We start from the raw sequence: 18,459 nt of genomic DNA, 5'->3' as shown, positions 1-18,459 counted from the left end.
ATATAAATAATGAAAGACGAAGAAGACGATAACATAATTCCAAATGACGACGAGAATAATTCAGATGAAAATCAATTTGATGAAAATCAAGATGATTCAGATGAGATTATAAATGTAGATGCAAAGAATTTCGAAGGAGCGCATTTTTACGAAAACCAAGAAGAAGAAGGAGAGGACGTTATTACCAAAGTAACGGGGATGTACAAAGACTGGTTTTTGGATTATGCATCGTATGTAATTTTAGAACGTGCAGTTCCTGCTATCGAGGACGGATTTAAACCCGTTCAGCGTCGTATTATGCACTCTTTAAAAGAGTTGGATGATGGTCGTTATAACAAAGTTGCCAATGTTGTTGGTCATACCATGCAGTATCACCCACACGGAGATGCAAGTATTGGTGATGCGATGGTGCAAATTGGTCAGAAAGATTTATTGATTGACTGCCAGGGAAACTGGGGAAATATCTTAACGGGTGATGGAGCAGCAGCTTCGCGTTATATTGAGGCACGTTTATCTAAATTTGCTTTGGAGGTTTTGTATTCTCCAAAAATTACTGATTGGGGCGTTTCGTATGACGGTCGTCGTGCTGAACCAAACAATCTTCCTGTAAAATTTCCATTGCTTCTAGCACAAGGTGCAGAAGGTATTGCGGTTGGACTTTCTACAAAAGTTTTGCCTCATAATTTCAATGAATTAATTGATGCTTCGATCAAGATTTTAAAAGGAAAACCTTTTGCATTATATCCTGATTTCATGACACAAGGTATTGCCGATGTGTCGAACTATAATGATGGACTTCGCGGCGGACGTGTGCGTGTGCGTGCCAAAATTTCGCAATTAGACAAAAATACCTTGGTGATTACGCAAATTCCGTTTTCTACCAATACATCAAGTTTGATTGATAGTATTTTGAAAGCCAATGAAAAAGGTAAAATCAAAATCAAGAAAATCGAAGATAACACTGCTGCCGATGTTGAGATTTTAATTCATCTTTTCCCAGGGGTTTCTCCAGATAAAACAATTGATGCTTTGTTTGCTTTTACAGCTTGCGAAACTTCTGTAGCACCTTTAGGTTGTGTTATCGAGGATAATAAGCCATTGTTTATTGGTGTTTCTGAAATGTTGAAAATTTCAACACACAGAACAGTTGATTTACTTCGTCAGGAATTAGAAATTCAGTTAGAAGAATTAAAAAATAAGTGGCATTTCTCTACTTTAGAAAAAATCTTCATTCGTGAAGAAATGTATATTGACTTCAAATTATATGGAAACAGAGAATCACTTTACAAATATTTATACGATCGTTTTGAGCCTTTCAAAAAATCATTTGTCAGAGAAATTACTGATGAAGATTTACAGCGTTTGACTCAAATTCCGATGATTCGTATTACGCGTTTCGATTCTGATAAAGCCGATGAATTGATTTCGAGGTTAGAAGAAGAGATGAAAGAAGTAGAGCATAATCTGGAACATTTAACAGATTTTGCCATTGCATACTTCACTAAATTAAAAGAGAAATACGGAAAAGGCCGTGAGCGCCAGACAGAACTTCGTGTTTTTGATAACGTTGAAGCTACAAAAGTAGTTCTACGTAACACAAAACTATATGTAAACCGCGAAGAAGGATTCGTAGGGACAAGTTTAAAGAAAGACGAATATGTAGGTGATTGTTCTGATATTGATGATGTCATTGTGTTTTTACGAGACGGAACATTGATGATTACAAAAGTCGATGCCAAAACTTTTATTGGAAAAGATATTATACACGCTGCTGTTTTTGATAAGAGTGATAAGCGTACTATTTATAACATGATGTATCGTGATGGAAAATCTGGTCCGTCATATATCAAGCGTTTCAATGTTTCGGGTGTGACGCGTGATAAAGCGTACGATTTAACAAACGGAACAAATGGTTCGCAAGTTGTATATTTTTCACATAATCCGAATGGAGAAGCTGAGGTTGTAACTATTTTATTGCGTCAAATAGGAACTATTAAAAAACTGAAATTCGATATTGATTTTGCTAAATTGGCAATCAAAGGACGTGGTTCTAAAGGAAATTTAGTGACCAAATATCCGATTAAAAAAATTGAATTAAAAGAAAAGGGGATTTCGACTTTATTGCCAAGAAAAGTTTGGTTTGATGATACTGTTAAACGTTTAAATGTTGATGCTAGAGGAGAATTGCTTGGAGAATTTAAACCAAGTGATAAAATTTTAGTAATCAGTCAGACTGGAAAATTAAAAGTTATTATTCCAGAATTATCTACTCATTTTGAGGAAGATATGATCGTTTTGGAAAAATGGAAACCTAAAAAACCAATTTCGGCGATTTATTACGATGGAGAAAAAGAACGTTATTTCTTAAAACGTTTCTTAGTAGAAAATGAAGGTAAAGAAGAAAGTTTTATTACAGATCATCCAAATTCGCAACTAGAAATTGTATCAACGGATTATCGTCCTGTAGCGCAATTAGTTTTTGCGAAAGTAAAAGGAGTTCAAAAAGAAGATTTACATATTGATGTTGAAGATTTTATTGCTGTAAAAGGTTTTAAAGCTTTAGGGAATCAATTAACAGCAGATAAATTAAAACAAGTTAATTTGTTGGATCCGCTTCCTTTTGAAGAACCTGTAGAAGAAGTTCCAGAAAAACCAGAATTGCCAGAAGATGATTCAGTCGAAACAGAATTAGAAGATGATGGCCAGATTGGTTTGATTTTAGAATAAAAAACAAAAAACGCTAAGATTGATTTCTTAGCGTTTTTTTTATATAAAATTGGCGAAGTCTAATTTTAAAGAGAAACGGTTTCTTCTTTAACCCATTTTACTTCGTTGTTTTCGATGCTGACAAAAATTGTGTCTCCATCTTGCACTTCACCAGAAATTATTTTTTTTGCTAAAGGTCTTCTTAAATGTGTTCTAATAATGCTTTTAATTGGTCTTGCTCCATATTTGGCATTGTAACCATTTTCAGCAAGATAAAGTTTTGCTTCGATCGGAATTTCGACTCTAATATTGATATTTTTCAGCAAATCCATGAACTCTTTCTTAAGGTGAATTTCAAATATTTTCAACGCATTTTCTTTGCTGATAGGCGCAAAAGGTACAATTTCTGTTAAGCGTCCCAAAAATTCAGGTCTGAAATAGTTTGCCATAATTTCCATTAAAGAACTTGAAGTCGGAATTTCACCATTATTGAAAGTCGTGACAATATGATCTGCACCAATATTAGAGGTAAAAAGAATAATTGCATTCGAGAAATCGCCTTCTTTTCCTAAGCGGTCATGCAATTTTCCTTCATCCATTATTTGAAGAAAAACATCAAAAACAGAAGGATGTGCTTTTTCAATCTCATCAAATAAAACAATGGAGTAGGGTTTTTGTCTGATCTTGTTTACCAACAAGCCGCCCTCTTCATAACCAACATATCCAGGAGGCGCGCCATTGAATGGAGTTATTTATGCGAAAGCTTCATGAAGAATCTAAAAAACAGATCTTCAAATGTGTTTCCGTATCGAATGTTTGTTGATTAAATGTAAAACGGCCAAAAAGATAATTTTTGGCCGTTTTTGTTGTGAAAATTATTTTGGTTTTACTGGTATTTCTTGTCCGTAAGTGTTTTCATAAAAGCAACGAGCGCTTTTTCTTCTTTTACAGTTAGGTTCAATTTATCAAAAGGAAGCGTTTGATTTTCGACTTCATAACCTAGACCTTGCCCGCCGCCTTTATTGTAAAAAGAAACTACTTCTTCGAGGGTTTTAAAAACGCCGTTGTGCATATATGGAGCTGTAACTGCTGCATTTCGTACAGTTGGAGTTTTAAAGGCACCAACTAATTGCGGCATTTTGTTATATAGATAACGACCTTTATCTGGACTTAATGTTTTTCCTGAAGCTTCATTTGGAGTTCCAATAACTTCGTGTTCCGTTTTAGAATAACTAGGCGGAACTGTTCCATTAAATAATGGCGTAAAATGACAAGTTGCGCATTTTGCTTTTCCCATAAAAAGATTCATTCCTTCTATTTCTTCATTGTTAAGACTATTTTTATTCCCTCGCATATATTCATCAAATCGAGAATCGAATGCGTTTAAAGAACGAATATAACTAGCAATAGCATTTTGAATCTGCCAAGCTTCAGGTTTTGAGGTTTTTGGATATGCTTTTTTAAATAGTTTTACATAGTCATTATCCAATTGAATCTTCGCATGAATATTTTCCATAGAACCATGCATCTCATCTTTATTTTGAATAACATCTACACTTTGTTTTTCTAAATCTAATTGGCGCATATCCCAAAATTGAGCATTTTGTAAAGAAGCATAGGTTAGAGTAGGAGTGTTTCGGGCTAAATTGGAACCAGTCAAAGAAACGTTTGTTTTTAAGCCGTCTGTAAATGCTTTTTCAGGATGATGACAGGAGGCGCAGCTTCGATCATTGCTTTTAGAAAGACCTTTATCATAAAATAATTTTTCTCCTAAAACAGCTTTTTCTTTTGTGAAATTATATTCATCAGAAAGAACAAAAGCGTTGACATCAAACGCATTTTTATCAAATAAAGTTTCAATAGCTGGATTTAATGGACTGCTCTTTTTTACATTTTTAATATTTTCTTCTTTCTGAAAAGCTTTAATATTTTTTGAAATCGGATTTAGATATTCCGTTATAAAAAAGGCACGATTAAAAGCATTGAAATTATTATTTTCAGTGCAGTACTTTTGCGCTTTTGCAGTTAATTTCTTTAGGTCTGATAATGATGTATTACCGGCATTAATTTTTTCAAGCGATTTTGAAATTACAATCAAACTTTCGGCCGCTTCTGGAATTGAAGATTGTAAAATTGGACTGTCAAAACCTGTAATTCCAAGTGTAATAACCCTAAAAACATTTTGTTGAATAGCGTCTAGTGCATAATCGTTACTGATTGTAATAACTTCAAAAGTGCTTTTCAGCTGTTTAATGTTCGATTGAAAAATATTCAGTTCTTTGATTATATCGGGATTGTTTTCAGCATCATATTCTGGATAAATCATTTCTTCGATAACCTGAAAACCATGAGGTTCAAATGATCTGTTTTCTTCAAGTTCCATTTCGTCTAAAGCAGGACCATTCATAAATCTTGCCGTTTCGGGCGCAAAGTATTCAATTGCCCATTCGACTTTTTTATATGCCAGACGTGATTTTTTAAACTGTTCAACAATTTCTTTTTGCGATGAGGTATTTGTTATCAGCTTCTGAAATTTTACAATTTCATTGTTTAACTTGGTTAAGTCAACTAATAAATCTTGTTTTATGGTCGTTTTTGAAACTTCATTTTTTTGACATGAAAAGAAAAAACAAAGTGTCAAAAGTAGAAAAGTAAAGTGCTTTAATTTCATAATAGTATTGTAATAGAAACAACCCTTATCTAGAAAATAAGGGTTGTTGATAGATTTTGGCTGTATTTATTATCGTTGTACGTTTCTAATAATTACAGTTTGTCCGCCCTCTTTGTTTGTTTGAGTTCCAGAACCATCAGCGTTTTTAAACGCATCACTCTGCCAAGTGTGAGGGTGAATATTTACAGTAAAAGTATCAGGAACACCAATGATATCAGATATATCTTCCATCGCTCCAAATTCCCAGCTTCCAAATCTCATTTCACCAGTTTGGTTGTAAAGAGCGTTCCAAGCCGTATCTGTTCTTTTGTGGTTCATGTTCAACCAAGGTTTGTTTTGTTTTGTAGCGATATTGTACTGCCAGATGTACGAATCGTGTTTAGCATCAGCATAATAACTATCACCATCTTCTTGAATGTAAACGAAATTTTCAGTTACACATAAGTTATCTGGGTTGATGATTCCAGTTCCTGGAGTACTATCGCCTTCAACAGCCAATTCTAAAGTCCCTTTTAGCGGATCAGCAGCGTCCATTTTTAATTTATAAACTCTTCCCCACATTGTGTATCCGTCAACAGGAGCATTGTTTGTTGCTTGACCAGTTGCTGTAAAATAAACTTCTCTGTTGTTGCTTGCACTTCCTTTTCTGTAATCTACATCTTCAACTCTTGAAAAACGAATTGCTTTTAAGTCATTAACAGTTGTATTAATTACAGCTCCTGTTAAGTTTTTAGCATTCGGAATTTCAACAAACTGAACAGGATAAGAATTGTTTAGTTTCATTGTAGTTTCTACTTGATTCCCGTCTGTTCTTTTTAAAGCATATAATTTACCATTACTTAAATCTCCAACAGTAGAACTCATATACATAATCAATTGTCCTGCACTTACGTGTGAAGTTGCATACGATTGATCTTCTCCAATAAGGATAACCGTTTTTCCTGGATAAGCTTCTTTAGGAAGCGGAACTGCATTTTCCATACTTGCTTTTCCTAAAGCTGGTAAAACTCTATCTGTTCTGCTTTTGTCTGATGATTGTCCTAACGGATTAATTCCGTGAACCATACTTTCTTGTCCGCTTTCTCCAGCAGTTAAAAAGATAGGACCAAATCCGTGAATTTCTGGTGTTGCTAAAGTTGCAGAGCATAAACGTGTTAAACCTCCAACTCCGTCAACAAGATAATCTCCTTTTACAGGTTTAAAAGTTTTGTCTAAATAAACTCTAGAAACTGATTGCAGGATTTCATGATTTGTAATCATAATATAACCTTCTCCAGTTGGATTTTTCATTAATCCAGCACCATCAGGCTGCGCACCATAAACAAATTTAGGAGAATCTGGAAGAACGTCAGAACTTGCAATTAAAGTGCTTATTTTAAGGTTTTCAAAACCTGCCATCGGAAATACAAAAGCAGGAACTTTTGAGTGTGAAGTAAAGTCGATAGCAGCGTTTACATCTTTTGATGAATCTTTGTCGTCATTTTGGCAGCTAATTACAGAAAGACCTGTAATTCCAAGCAATGCAACTGATTTTAAAAAAGTAGTTTTCATATGTGTTTTTGTTTTTTTGATTGAGGCAAAGCTATCCTCGAAAAACAAAATATATGTTACGCTAGTTTTTTCTTATTGCTAATAAATAATAAGTCAAAGATTACTAAATGGTAAATTTTTAAGTCTAATGTAAATTTTAGAGTATTAATAAAATCTTAAAATTATTTAAAAAGCTGATTTAAAGAAATTTCTTTTTTCTCTTTTAATTTTTTTACAATTTTCAAAAAAGCGATTGCAGTGATGTAAGCATCGCCCAAAGCTGTATGTCTGTCTTTTTTTGAAATATCAAATTTATCTGCAAGATCGTCTAAAGTGTAATGATCTTTGCGTTCAAACAAATGAGATTTAATTAGCGTTTTTTTGTACAAATACGCCGTATCTAAAGTTTTATTAGTTAACTGCGGCAGATTATTTCTTTCTAATGCTTTGTTTATCATTGTTATATCAAAAATAGTATGATGTGCAACAATAATAGAGTCTCCTAAAAAAGTTAAAAACTGCTGTAAAGCCTCTAGTTCACTTGGACGTTGTAAAACAAAATCTCTTAATATTCCGTGAATCTGGGCAGTCGATTTGTCGTAATGATCTTGCTGAAGATAAATTTCAAGTGTTTCCTGAATAGAAATTACATTGTTTTGCAGCACTAACGCACCAATGCATAAAATTCGATCATTTTCATAGTCGAATCCTGTTGTTTCGGTATCCAGAACTACAAATCGCGTTTCTTCGATAGTGATACTTTCATCGAAGAGTTCGTCTTCTTTTTTCCAAAAATTAAATAAACCCATCGCTATACTAAGTTTGAAATATTAAATCGTATCGAGATCAGTTCTTGAAGTTCTTTTATAGTTTTAAAAGTACGTTTCAGTTTAATTTTTTCCATTTTAGATAAAGATTCTAGAGCAATAAACTGCCCTGAATCATGATGCAAAAGTCCTTGTTTGGTTCTAAATTTTAATAAAGCTTTAAAGGAATAGGAACAGGATAAATAAAGTTCTCTGTTATTAGGTTCTAGTTCTGCCAGTTTTTCAAAACGCTCTGCAGTATTACTGATTGATTTAACAGAATGTGATAAAATTAATACTCGCGCGGCATCTGTTAAAGGCATTAAAGCTCGTCTTTTAATATCAAAATTATCTTTGTTTGCACCGTCTTGCTCTACAAGAAACTGTCGGAAGAAACCTGTTGGAGACGGGTTTTGCAATGCTCCGCTTACTAAATGAACATAAAATATTGGATTGGCTTTTATGTCTTCAAAAATAAAATCGGAGAGTTGATTTGCAATTTCGGCATCGCCATACGTCAAACTATAATCAAAGAAAATAAAGGACAGTAAAACCTCATTTTTCCCTGGATTTGTAATCCAATGATGTACGTGGGCTTTCCATTCATCTAGACTCATACACCATTTAGGGTTTGAAGCCATCATTTCGGCAGGACAATAATCATAACCAATATCAAATAAACCTTTGTTTACCAATGCGGCAAACTTCAAAAAGTAAATTTTAGTTTCATCTTTAAAAACATCTGAAACATTTTCGTATACAATTGCATTGTCTTGATCTGTATGCAGCATTTGTTCTCCTCGTCCTTGACTTCCTAGAGCCAGCCATGCAAATTTTACAGGCGGCGGACTGCTCATTTTTTCGATACAAATTTCGATTACGCGTGTTGTGCAGGCTTCATTGAGTTCTGTTATGATTTTAGAAATCAATGTCATCGGAATATTTTGATCTAAATACCCTTGAAGAAGCTGCATAATACGATTTCTAATAGGCTTTATTTCTTTGGTTTTTTTAGCTCTTTTCAAGGCTTTAATCAAAACGGCTGGATTATTGCCAAGCGCAACCATTACATCATGTTTGGATAAAATTCCTACCGCTTTTGTATTTACAGTTCCATCTTTGGTAAGACATAAATGACTGATATTACTTTTCATCATCGCCATTTGAGCCTCAGTAACCGTCATTTTTTTTGGATACGTAATTACTGGTTTCGTCATGATAGTTTCAGCAGTAGTCATGATCGAATAATCTCCAGTAACAATTTTGTTTCGCAGATCTTTATCGGTTAAAATACCAATTGGCAGCATTTCGTCAACAATCAGTATGGCGCCTACTTTTTTAGTGTTCATGATTTTTGCAATTTCTTTTACTGTTGTAGAAGGACTGCAAGTGACAATTTTTTTTGAATATTTTATGGGTGCTAAGTCAAATGAATCATTATTTGAATGACGGTTTTCATTCAATAAATCATCATCGCCGTAGAGCTTATCTTTATGAATATCTGAATAAGGATTTTTAGTATTTGAAGCATAACTTTCAATCAGGAAATTGCCTATATTTCTATTTTCGAGCGCATAAGGCTTAAAGACGGCTATAGGAATTGCATATAGAATGGTTTCTTCGTGTGCAACGGCTTCCATAATATAATTTTCCTGTGCTAAAAGCGGACGTAATCCAAAAATATCACCTTCGTCACACATATCTAAAACAGTGCTTTTTTGACTCTTTTTAAGTGCAACTGCTCCTTTGTGAACTACATAGAAGGAATCGTGCGTTTTTTCATTTTCGGCAAAAATAACAGCATCTTTATCTTTATAAACAATAGAGATTTGTTCCGAAAGCTTTTCGAGATCCATTGGATGCAAAAAATTAAAAGGAGGGAAGTTCTTTAAAAAGTCGGCAACTCTTTGTGAAATGGTATTTTTCATACATCAGATTTGAAATCTAATGTACTATATAAAATAGAAATGTAAAAGAAACACCTGATTATTATTTTGGTTTGGTTGTAAAGGGGCAGAGGTGCAAAGGTGCAAAGGTGAAGAGGTGAGAAATTTTGTTAAGAGATCAAAAAAAAAGCCCCAAGAATGGGACTTTAATTTTATGTTTATGCTTGTCTTTTGCGGATTCTCATATTGATAAATTCCACAGCGAGTGAAAAGGAGATGGCAAAATATAAATAACCTTTTGGCACAGCACCAATATGTTCACCAGCAAGAGCTGCATTTGATAAGTGCATACTTTCTGTAATTAGCATGAATCCAATTAAGATTAAAAAGGAAAGTCCTAATATTTGAATGGATGGGTTTTTGTTTACGAAGTTTCCAACAGGAACCGCAAATAACATCATAACGGCAACAGAAATAATAACCGCGGTTATCATAATTGTCAATGCACCATGTACACCATTTGTCATTCCAACAGCAGTCAAAATAGAATCAACAGAAAATATTAAATCGATCAATAAAATCTGAACGATAACATTTGAAAATGATTTTTTTGCAGCAGTTTTAATTGTTTTTTCTTCCTCGCCTTTATGGTCCACTTTTTCACTGATTTCTTTGGTGCTTTTATAAATTAAAAATAAACCTCCAAGGAATAAAATAACGGCTTGTCCAGTAAAATCACCTTCAAACCAACCCCAATGAATGCTGAAAATTGTTGCTTTCATGGCGATTAAATAAGAGATTCCCATCAATAAAGCAATTCGCATGAACATAGCTAGAAATAAACCTATTCGGGTTGCTTTTTTGCGATCTTCTTCAGGCAGTTTGCCCGTAACAATCGATATAAAAATGATGTTATCGATTCCTAAAACAATTTCAAGAAAAGTTAGAGTCAATAAAGCAATCCAAGCATCAGGATTCAAGAATACTTCCATATCAAACGAGTTTATTTATATTATTTAGTCAATTTTAAAAACGGTACCGCGTTGTTTTTCCTCAGAACCAACCATACCAAATTCAAAGGTATAAGAATCTTTTGTGGTGGTTAGGATTTTCATACTGATTGCTTTTTCTTCGGCCATATTTTTTGGATGCTTTTTTTGCAGTACATATTCGCAGTCGCTCACCCAGCGGATAGTCGAAGTATCAGTTTTTCCTTCAAAAGTTTCGATTTCAATATTGTCTTTGCGTTCAAAAACCGTAGTTTTTTTTACGCCGTTTACTTCAAATTCAAATTTGAATTTTCCGGTTTTAAAATCTTTACAATTGTGCTCGGCATTATAACAGGATACCAGTGCTAATACTGGAAGTAAGAATAGTATTTTTTTCATTTTTTTTTTAAGCTTTAAGCAATAGGCTTTAAGCTTTAAGCAGTAAGCAGCTTTGCTTATCGCTTACAGCTTAAAGCCTATAGCTTTTATAATTTCAATCTCTTTAATTCATCATCGGTAAAGTTCTTAATTTCTTTCTCTTTGGCAAACTTTTCGGCATTGTAATTTCCTGATTTATTCTTAGCAATCGATAAACTGTCCCAAGAACTGTTTTTGAGTTGTTTAGCATAAAAAATAATCTGCCCAACATGATAAGGATAATGCGCCAGCTGTCTATTTATGGCTTCGATAACGGTATGACCTTCATTTCGAATATAAATAATATCCGAAAGCTGTTCAGGTTTTAGGAGGTCCAAAGCATTTTCTAGACATTTCCAGCCTTTATTCCAAACTTCTAAAACCTCTTGTTTTGACTTTAAATCATTTTCAAATTCAGAATCACGATTTCGCCATTCCTTTTCGCCATCAGAAGTTAAAAAGTCTGTCCATCGTGAAAGCATATTTCCAGAAATATGTTTTACAATCGTAGCAATACTGTTAGTGTCTTCGTTTGTTTCAAGAAAAAGTTGCTCAGGTTCTAGTTGGTTGATCGCTTTTTCGCCAAGTATTTTGTAATACAAAAATTGTTTTTTAACACTTTCTAAATAAGATTCATTTGTTTTCATGATTTGTGCGTTTTAAGATTGAAGCTCAATTTTGTTTTCGGAAATCAGTAATTTCCCCCAATCATTAAGTTTCCATAGTATTTCGACTAATTGTTCTCCAGTTTCGGTCAAAGTATATTCAACACGCGGAGGAAGTTCGTTAAAAGAATGTTTTATCAATATACCGTCTTCTACCATTTCATTTAGCTGCTGATTTAAAACGCGTCTGTCTACTTTAGCAATGCCGCGTAAAAATTCACTTGGTCTTTTTTTTCCGTCATTAATCTGCCAGACAATTGGAATTTTCCATTTTCCGCTGATGCAGTTTACAGCAATTTCTAATGGACAAATTTTATTTTCTGTGTTTCGTTCCTTTGTTTGCATAAAATTGACTTTTGTGTCCCTATGGGATAAAAATATGCGGTATTGTCAAGTTGATCCAACTTACCGATCTTTACAAAAATAGTCAAAATTTTAAGCAGAATGAGTGAATTAACGAATCAAAATGAAACATTGAATACAGCCATAAAACGTAAAGGAGCACGATCTGCAAAAGACATTCCGAGTTCTATTTTAGAACAGCTTAATAAAGGCGAAATTGAATCGGCAAATTTAGTCGAATGGCTTGCTGTTAATCAAATTGTACTTCTCGAAAACCTCTTGAAAGAATTAAATAGAACTGAATATTTGGAACCTATTTTAATAGATGTTGGAAGATTGAAAAAGCAAACGGTTAATACTATAAACGAAGCAATTGGAACTGGAATATTAAAATTGTCTGCTTTAAATAATGATTTAAGCATCCTGTCAGATATTTCTAAACATAAATCAGATTTAGTTAGATGCTGGTCAGCATATACAATAGGTAAAAATACAGAATATACAATTGAGGAAATGTTAGAACAAATTCAGTTTTTAGCGGCCGATAAGCATTTTGGAGTTCGAGAAATTTCATGGCTGGCTGTCCGTTCAAATATTGTAAAGAATTTAGATAAAAGCCTTGAAATTTTATTAAAATGGACTTTAAACGAAGATGAAAATATCAGACGTTTTGCAACCGAAGCAATAAGGCCGAGAGGAGTTTGGTGCGAACATATCGAAGCGCTTAAGACAAAGCCGGAATTGGCTTTGAAAATTTTAAATTCTCTGAAATCTGATCCATCAAAATATGTTCAGGATAGTGTAGGGAACTGGCTTAATGATGCCAGCAAATCGCGACCAGATTTTGTTAAAGATTTATGCAAAAAGTGGGAAACAGAAAGCACTGCAAAAGAAACAGCTTATATTATTAAAAAGGGATTGAGAACAATTGAAAAATGAAAGTCAAGCCGCTATTTATACAATCTTGATATCGTATTTATCTAAAAGCCCAACAATTCCCTGAGTCGAAAATTGTGCTTTGCGCATGGCATTAAATTCAGGATCGATTTTGTAATTGTAAGCCGTTCTAAAATCAACTGCTGCCAATTGAGTTTCGTTAAAAATAGCACCGTCTAAATTGCAATTGTCAAAAACAGAACTGGTTAAATTAACACCTACAAAAGTTACTTCTCTAAGTGATGAATTAATAAATTTTGTTTTTGGCATTTTTTTATTAGTAAATGAGGCATAATCTAAAGTACATTCTTCAAAATGGACTTGAAATAAAAAATCGTCACATTCATTAAAAGCGATTCCTAAAAGTTTGCAGTTTCTGAAAGTCACATTTTTTAAACTCGTTCCTGCTAAACTTGTCATAGATAAGTTGCAGTCAATAAATTCACAGTCTAAAAAAGTATTAGAATTAAAATTACTATTCGAAAAATCACAGTTTTTAAATACACAATCTTCAAACTCACGATTGTTTATTTTTTTATCGATGTAAACAACTTTTTCGAATGTTTTTTGAATGTGAATTAGACTTTCCATTTTTTGTTGGATAAATATTAAATAACAAATGAATACTTAATAGTTTTGGAGCTGTTAAGAGTTGTTTACTTGACTAAAATTAGTCATTAAATATACCTTTCATAATTGTTTTCAATCCGTAGAAAATTAAAAACATAGAAGCTAAGCAAGCCGCAATTCCAATTCCTAAAACTAAATAATGCCAATTGGTATGTTGATTCATAAAAGCATTGTAAATCAATGAAGGTCCAAGAAACATTAACGGCAGAGCGCCAGTTAAATATTTAATTCCTTTTCCTAATAGTTGCTTATTTGTTGCCATTTGAGTGTGTTTTTGTTTCAAGTTTGAAAACTTGATAAAGTTTGCGGTTAAAGGTACCACAAAGAAAACGGTTTACTTATGATAATTATCAACAGCATTTCTAACGCTGCCATATTTTTTGAGTAATTCAGATGCTTCATCGTATGAAACGGGAATTTCCCCCATAATCATTTTAACACCTCGATCTACAAGTTTAACATTACTTAACTGCATATCGACCATTTTGTTGCCTCTTACTTTTCCAAGCTGAATCATCGCTGCTGTCGAAATCATGTTTAAAACCAGTTTCTGTGCTGTTCCTGCTTTCATTCGCGAACTGCCGGTAATAAATTCAGGACCAACCACAACTTCAATTGGAAACTTTGCTGTTAATGCAAGCGGACTTCCAGCATTGTTGGTAATACAGCCCGTTATAATATTGTTTTGGTTGCAGGCTTCTAATCCTCCAATAACATAAGGAGTTGTTCCAGAAGCAGCAATTCCGATCACTACATCATTTTGATTAATATTATAAGACTTTAAATCAATCCAAGCTTGTGTTGGGTTATCTTCGGCATTTTCAACTGCTCTTCTTATCGCGGTATCACCGCCGGCAATTATACCATTTACTAAATCAAAAGGAACACCAAAAGTAGGCGGACATTCTGATGCATCAACAACACCTAAACGACCTGAAGTTCCCGCTCCAATATAAAATAATCTGCCGCCAAGTTTTAATTTTGCAACTATTTGTGGAATCAAAGCTTCTATTTGAGGTAAAGCTTTTTCTACTGCATAAGGAACAGTTTTATCTTCTTGGTTGATATTTGATAACAATTCATGAACAGACATTTTTTCTAAATGTTCATATTGTGATGAGAGTTCAGTTGTTTTTGTAAATGTCATTTGAGTGTTATTTAGACCAGTCAAAATTAATATTTTTTTATTTTAATAAAGAAAATTACAACACAAAGTCACAAAGAAATGTAATCTTTTTTTGTGCTCTATTTTTTATCAATAAAGACTGTTTGTCAGAAGTTTTGTTACGCGAATAAGAAAAAGCAATATTGCTGAATAGTTAAGATTAATGAAGAAACTAGACTTATTAGCTGGAATATCTAGAATTTTAGCTCGTAATCAGTTTCTTTTTTAGTGAAAAGCCGAAAAGAGCCAGACATAGATTTTTTATCAGTTATTTAAAATTGTATAAATACTAAAAATATTCAGCCGTATTATTTTTGAAATCTAATATTAAAAAGCAAGTAAGAAAAAGCATCATTTTAAATAATGAAAAATGATATTCAGCCGCTAAAAAGGAAACAAAATTTCATGAAATTACAAGAAAAATGCCAGTAAAATTCCAAGTACAATCATTGAAACTTTTGCGATATTAAATTTATGTCCTTCGCTGCTTTCAAAAATAATGGTTGATGAAATGTGGAATAGAATACCTATTACTACTGCGGTAATTTCAGTATAATACTCATTTAAAATTGGCAGATATTCAGAAGCAATAGTTCCTAGTGGCGTCATTACTGCAAAAGTAAGCATGAAGGCAAAAATGGCTTTTTTGTCTAAATCCGCATTGATAAAAAATGTGGTTAAAATTACTGCAATTGGCAAATGATGAATCGCAATTCCTAAAGCTAAGTCATGATGATGGCTTACAGGAAAACCCTCTAAGAAAGCATGAATGCAAAGACTTATAAAAAGGAGCCACGGAATTTGAGACATTTTTGCATGACCATGAACATGCCCATGTTCTGCACCTTTTGAGAAAAATTCAAGTACAATTTGAAACAAAATCCCAAGCATAATAAAAATCCCAATATTATGATTGTGGGATTCATACACTTCGGGCAAAAGATGCATTACCGTTAAAGATAACAAAAATGAACCGCTGAATGCCAGCAGTAACTTTAAATTGGTTTTGTTTTTAGGTTTTAAAAACAAAGCCACTATATATCCTAAAAGTACAGAGAATAAGGGTAGTAAATAGTTCATTTTTTTGTTTAATCGGTTTTTTGTTTAATCGTTTAATCGGTCTTTTTGTCAATTTGCTCAAGCGATTAAACAAATTAACAGTTAAACGAATAAACTTACTTAAAAATCATGATTAATCGTTCGCTTTCGGTTTTATGGAATTTTTTGAGTTTATAATCTCCAAAAATGTCTAACAGAAAAATTCCTGCTTCATCCATTAAATCTTGAAAGTCTTTCAAAGTTAATGCTTTTACTTTTTCTGTAAAATGATATTTTCTGCCTTGATCTTCAAAGTCAATTTCTTTGAAAATGTGACCGTCTTCAACATATCTTTTTATATGAAAATCAATTTCGTCAACCGTTTTTACTTCTTCTGGAACTAGAGTTTCAATAACTTGATTTACGTTCATAAAATCTATTACAGCAAAACCATATTCAGATAAGCTTTCTTTGATAGCTTTTAGGGTAGTTAAATTATCGTCGTCACTTTCAAAATAACCAAAACTGGTAAAAAGATTAAAAATGGCATCAAATTTTTCTTCAAAAGGTTCGCGCATATCGTGCACTTTAAAGTGCAGTGATTCGTTGCTGTTTTTATTGGCTTCTGCAATGCTGTTTTCAGATAAATCAGCACCTAATACGTTATAACCAAGTTGGTTTAAGTATATAGAATGTCTTCCTTTTCCACAGGCTAAATCAAGCACCTTTGCTTTTTCAGGAAGATTAAGGTAATGTGTAAGATTATCCATAAAAACCTGAGCTTCTCGGTAATTTCGATCTTTATAAAGAATGTGATAATACGGAGTATCAAACCATGAAGAGAACCAGTTTTCTGTATTACGATCCTGATTTGGTGTTGATGAGTTTGGTGCTTCAGACATTTATTCTATTTCATTTAATTTAAAGTACCGCAAATTTAGTGTATTTTTGCCGAAAAATAACTATTTCGCGGTGATACTAAATTTTATCATTGCATAATGTAGAGATGCACTGCTGTGCATCTTTTGAGTTTTAGTTTTTTTAATTTATAGAGAAATGGAAGAAAATTTTAGAATGATTGCCAAATGTTTTTTTGGCTTTGAAGAAATATTAGAACAAGAATTACGTACGCTTGGTGCTCAGGATGTCGAAAAAGGAGTGCGAATGGTAAGTTTTAAAGGGGACAAAGGGTTTATGTATAAAGCCAATTTGTCGCTTAGAACGGCGTTGAAAGTATTAAAACCAATTTACTCTTTTAGAGCTAACAATGAGCAGGCATTATACAAAGGAATTTCGGGTATAAACTGGTCGAAATTGTTAAATGCAAATCAAACTTTTGTAATTGATGCAACTGTGCATTCTACTTATTTTAATCATTCTGAGTTTGTTTCTCAAAAATGTAAGGATGCTATTGTGGATCAGTTTAGAGAGAGAACAGGGCAGAGGCCAAGTATTGATAAGCAATATCCTGATTTACGAATCAATGTGCATATCGACAAAGATCAGGTTTCGGTAGCTTTAGATACTTCTGGAAACTCATTGCATCAGCGCGGGTATAGAACGGCTACAAATATTGCACCTATAAACGAAGTTTTAGCAGCGGGAGTTCTTTTGCTTTCGGGTTGGGAAGGACAAAGTCACTTTTTAGATCCAATGTGCGGATCAGGAACTTTTTTAGCAGAAGCGGCAATGATCGCCTGCAATATTCCAGCTAATATCAATCGTAAAGAATTTGCTTTTGAAAAATGGAAAGACTGGGACAACGATTTGTTTGATCAGATTGTAAACAGTTTAATGAAAAAAACAAAAGAATTCCATTATACTATAAAAGGTTTTGATAAAGCGCCAAGTGCGGTAAGTAAAGCAAAAGACAACATTAGAAATGCTAATCTTGAAGATTATGTAACCATTTCTGAGGACAACTTTTTTGATTCTGAAAAAGAAGTAGAAGGAAAATTACATATTGTATTTAATCCGCCGTATGATGAGCGTTTAGATATTCATATGGAGAAATTCTATGCTAGTATTGGTGACACTCTAAAGAAAAATTATCCAGGAACAAACGCTTGGTTTATCACTGCAAACCTAGAAGCTTTAAAATTTGTTGGATTAAAACCGTCAAGAAAAATCAAACTTTTTAACGGAAGTCTTGAAGCTCGTTTGGTAAAATATGAAATGTACGAAGGCAGTAAGAGAACGAAATTTCAGATATAAGATTCTAAGGAGCTAAGTTTCTAAGGTACTAAGAGATTTGGCTTGTGAAATTTAGTTATATATTAATTTTAGGTTCAAAACTAAAGTTCTAAATAAAAAACTTAGAACCTTAGTATCTCAGAACCTAAGCAACTCAAAAAAAAATGACAAAACTACAAGTAAGAGCTTTTTTATATCAATTAGGATGTTTTGCAATTCTGTTTATTTTAGGCAGATTTTTAATTGCAAGCTATACAGGATTAACAGGCTTGTGGATTCCGATGACGGCATTTATTGTGGCTACTTTAATTTCACCAAAATTTCAGGCTGCAAGAACAAAGGATGGTGAGAAGCTTTTTATGAAATGGATTTTTATAAAAGGAATTAAAGAAATTGGATAATTCTTGAAATTTTCAATAAGAGGAAAATAGACCTATTGAAGTAGTAAGCTAGATTTCGATTACACATATATAAAAAGCCACTTA

17 protein-coding genes and 1 pseudogene are annotated in these 18,459 nt (G+C 33.1%); 4 read left to right on the top strand and 14 right to left on the bottom strand.

What is annotated here, in order from left to right:
- Nucleotides 1-9: 9 nt before the first annotated feature.
- Nucleotides 10-2,727: a DNA gyrase/topoisomerase IV subunit A gene (locus BOW55_RS16740; RefSeq protein ID WP_129025124.1), complete on the top strand. Its 2,718-nt coding sequence runs from the start codon at nucleotides 10-12 to the stop codon at nucleotides 2,725-2,727.
- Nucleotides 2,728-2,792: 65 nt separating this feature from the next.
- On the opposite strand, the pseudogene BOW55_RS16735 reads toward BOW55_RS16740, so the two are convergent.
- From BOW55_RS16735 to BOW55_RS16695, 9 genes and pseudogenes are all read right to left on the bottom strand, one after another.
- Nucleotides 2,793-3,443 (bottom strand): annotated as a pseudogene (locus BOW55_RS16735) (AAA family ATPase); the annotation flags it as partial.
- A gap of 149 nt (nucleotides 3,444-3,592) precedes the next feature.
- Complete coding sequence (locus BOW55_RS16730; RefSeq protein ID WP_129025122.1) at nucleotides 3,593-5,377, bottom strand: cytochrome-c peroxidase; 1,785 nt, start codon at nucleotides 5,375-5,377, stop codon at nucleotides 3,593-3,595.
- Nucleotides 5,378-5,446: 69 nt separating this feature from the next.
- On the bottom strand, nucleotides 5,447-6,928 hold the full coding sequence (locus tag BOW55_RS16725) for a hypothetical protein (RefSeq protein ID WP_129025120.1): 1,482 nt from the start codon (nucleotides 6,926-6,928) through the stop codon (nucleotides 5,447-5,449).
- Between the two features lie 161 nt (nucleotides 6,929-7,089).
- Nucleotides 7,090-7,716 (bottom strand): PolC-type DNA polymerase III, encoded by a 627-nt coding sequence (locus tag BOW55_RS16720; RefSeq protein ID WP_129025118.1) that lies wholly within the window; start codon nucleotides 7,714-7,716, stop codon nucleotides 7,090-7,092.
- 2 nt (nucleotides 7,717-7,718) lie between these two features.
- Complete coding sequence (locus BOW55_RS16715) at nucleotides 7,719-9,641, bottom strand: DUF294 nucleotidyltransferase-like domain-containing protein (protein WP_129025116.1); 1,923 nt, start codon at nucleotides 9,639-9,641, stop codon at nucleotides 7,719-7,721.
- A gap of 176 nt (nucleotides 9,642-9,817) precedes the next feature.
- On the bottom strand, nucleotides 9,818-10,591 hold the full coding sequence (locus tag BOW55_RS16710) for a TerC family protein (protein ID WP_129025114.1): 774 nt from the start codon (nucleotides 10,589-10,591) through the stop codon (nucleotides 9,818-9,820).
- Between the two features lie 24 nt (nucleotides 10,592-10,615).
- Complete coding sequence (locus BOW55_RS16705; RefSeq protein WP_099719771.1) at nucleotides 10,616-10,987, bottom strand: DNA topoisomerase IV; 372 nt, start codon at nucleotides 10,985-10,987, stop codon at nucleotides 10,616-10,618.
- Between the two features lie 86 nt (nucleotides 10,988-11,073).
- Entirely contained in the window at nucleotides 11,074-11,652 is a 579-nt protein-coding gene (locus BOW55_RS16700; protein WP_129025112.1) for a DUF1572 family protein, read from the bottom strand.
- Between the two features lie 12 nt (nucleotides 11,653-11,664).
- Complete coding sequence (locus tag BOW55_RS16695) at nucleotides 11,665-12,015, bottom strand: helix-turn-helix domain-containing protein (protein WP_089052407.1); 351 nt, start codon at nucleotides 12,013-12,015, stop codon at nucleotides 11,665-11,667.
- A 99-nt stretch (nucleotides 12,016-12,114) separates the two neighbouring features.
- On the opposite strand from BOW55_RS16695, the gene BOW55_RS16690 reads away from it, so the two are divergent.
- A complete protein-coding gene (locus BOW55_RS16690) occupies nucleotides 12,115-12,951 on the top strand; it encodes a DNA alkylation repair protein (RefSeq protein WP_129025110.1) in 837 nt (278 codons plus the stop codon).
- A 15-nt stretch (nucleotides 12,952-12,966) separates the two neighbouring features.
- Here BOW55_RS16690 and BOW55_RS16685 read toward each other — a convergent pair whose 3' ends face one another.
- The 5 genes from BOW55_RS16685 to BOW55_RS16665 all read right to left on the bottom strand — a co-directional run bounded on the left by BOW55_RS16685 (nucleotide 12,967) and on the right by BOW55_RS16665 (nucleotide 16,683).
- The gene (locus BOW55_RS16685) at nucleotides 12,967-13,539 is read right to left on the bottom strand and encodes a pentapeptide repeat-containing protein (protein ID WP_129025108.1); all 573 of its coding nucleotides are present in this window, start codon (nucleotides 13,537-13,539) and stop codon (nucleotides 12,967-12,969) included.
- Between the two features lie 79 nt (nucleotides 13,540-13,618).
- Nucleotides 13,619-13,840 (bottom strand): DUF6095 family protein, encoded by a 222-nt coding sequence (locus tag BOW55_RS16680; protein WP_089052405.1) that lies wholly within the window; start codon nucleotides 13,838-13,840, stop codon nucleotides 13,619-13,621.
- 72 nt (nucleotides 13,841-13,912) lie between these two features.
- Nucleotides 13,913-14,725, bottom strand: a complete 813-nt coding sequence (gene murQ / locus BOW55_RS16675; protein WP_129025106.1) for an N-acetylmuramic acid 6-phosphate etherase — start codon at nucleotides 14,723-14,725, stop codon at nucleotides 13,913-13,915.
- 429 nt (nucleotides 14,726-15,154) lie between these two features.
- The gene (locus BOW55_RS16670) at nucleotides 15,155-15,823 is read right to left on the bottom strand and encodes a ZIP family metal transporter (RefSeq protein WP_129025104.1); all 669 of its coding nucleotides are present in this window, start codon (nucleotides 15,821-15,823) and stop codon (nucleotides 15,155-15,157) included.
- Between the two features lie 95 nt (nucleotides 15,824-15,918).
- Nucleotides 15,919-16,683, bottom strand: a complete 765-nt coding sequence (locus BOW55_RS16665; RefSeq protein WP_129025102.1) for a bifunctional 2-polyprenyl-6-hydroxyphenol methylase/3-demethylubiquinol 3-O-methyltransferase UbiG — start codon at nucleotides 16,681-16,683, stop codon at nucleotides 15,919-15,921.
- A gap of 154 nt (nucleotides 16,684-16,837) precedes the next feature.
- On the opposite strand from BOW55_RS16665, the gene BOW55_RS16660 reads away from it, so the two are divergent.
- Together BOW55_RS16660 and BOW55_RS16655 are read left to right on the top strand one after the other, a co-directional pair.
- Entirely contained in the window at nucleotides 16,838-17,995 is a 1,158-nt protein-coding gene (locus tag BOW55_RS16660) for a class I SAM-dependent RNA methyltransferase (protein WP_129025100.1), read from the top strand.
- 143 nt (nucleotides 17,996-18,138) lie between these two features.
- Nucleotides 18,139-18,375: a hypothetical protein gene (locus BOW55_RS16655; RefSeq protein WP_129025098.1), complete on the top strand. Its 237-nt coding sequence runs from the start codon at nucleotides 18,139-18,141 to the stop codon at nucleotides 18,373-18,375.
- Nucleotides 18,376-18,459: the final 84 nt, after the last annotated feature.

This window comes from Flavobacterium sp. YO12 (assembly GCF_004119495.1).
In the GTDB taxonomy this organism is placed as follows: Bacteria; Bacteroidota; Bacteroidia; order Flavobacteriales; family Flavobacteriaceae; genus Flavobacterium.
This window is presented reverse-complemented; position numbering and strand designations above follow the sequence as displayed.

Coding starts and splice junctions, on each gene's coding strand:
- BOW55_RS16715 (WP_129025116.1), bottom strand. CDS start 9,641: ATGAAAAATACCATTTCACAAAGAGTTGCCGACTTTTTAAAGAACTTC.
- BOW55_RS16665 (WP_129025102.1), bottom strand. CDS start 16,683: ATGTCTGAAGCACCAAACTCATCAACACCAAATCAGGATCGTAATACA.
- BOW55_RS16730 (WP_129025122.1), bottom strand. CDS start 5,377: ATGAAATTAAAGCACTTTACTTTTCTACTTTTGACACTTTGTTTTTTC.
- BOW55_RS16680 (WP_089052405.1), bottom strand. CDS start 13,840: ATGGCAACAAATAAGCAACTATTAGGAAAAGGAATTAAATATTTAACT.
- BOW55_RS16720 (WP_129025118.1), bottom strand. CDS start 7,716: ATGGGTTTATTTAATTTTTGGAAAAAAGAAGACGAACTCTTCGATGAA.
- BOW55_RS16695 (WP_089052407.1), bottom strand. CDS start 12,015: ATGCAAACAAAGGAACGAAACACAGAAAATAAAATTTGTCCATTAGAA.
- BOW55_RS16655 (WP_129025098.1), top strand. CDS start 18,139: ATGACAAAACTACAAGTAAGAGCTTTTTTATATCAATTAGGATGTTTT.
- BOW55_RS16725 (WP_129025120.1), bottom strand. CDS start 6,928: ATGAAAACTACTTTTTTAAAATCAGTTGCATTGCTTGGAATTACAGGT.
- murQ (WP_129025106.1), bottom strand. CDS start 14,725: ATGACATTTACAAAAACAACTGAACTCTCATCACAATATGAACATTTA.
- BOW55_RS16685 (WP_129025108.1), bottom strand. CDS start 13,539: ATGGAAAGTCTAATTCACATTCAAAAAACATTCGAAAAAGTTGTTTAC.
- BOW55_RS16690 (WP_129025110.1), top strand. CDS start 12,115: ATGAGTGAATTAACGAATCAAAATGAAACATTGAATACAGCCATAAAA.
- BOW55_RS16710 (WP_129025114.1), bottom strand. CDS start 10,591: ATGGAAGTATTCTTGAATCCTGATGCTTGGATTGCTTTATTGACTCTA.
- BOW55_RS16700 (WP_129025112.1), bottom strand. CDS start 11,652: ATGAAAACAAATGAATCTTATTTAGAAAGTGTTAAAAAACAATTTTTG.
- BOW55_RS16740 (WP_129025124.1), top strand. CDS start 10: ATGAAAGACGAAGAAGACGATAACATAATTCCAAATGACGACGAGAAT.
- BOW55_RS16670 (WP_129025104.1), bottom strand. CDS start 15,823: ATGAACTATTTACTACCCTTATTCTCTGTACTTTTAGGATATATAGTG.
- BOW55_RS16705 (WP_099719771.1), bottom strand. CDS start 10,987: ATGAAAAAAATACTATTCTTACTTCCAGTATTAGCACTGGTATCCTGT.
- BOW55_RS16660 (WP_129025100.1), top strand. CDS start 16,838: ATGGAAGAAAATTTTAGAATGATTGCCAAATGTTTTTTTGGCTTTGAA.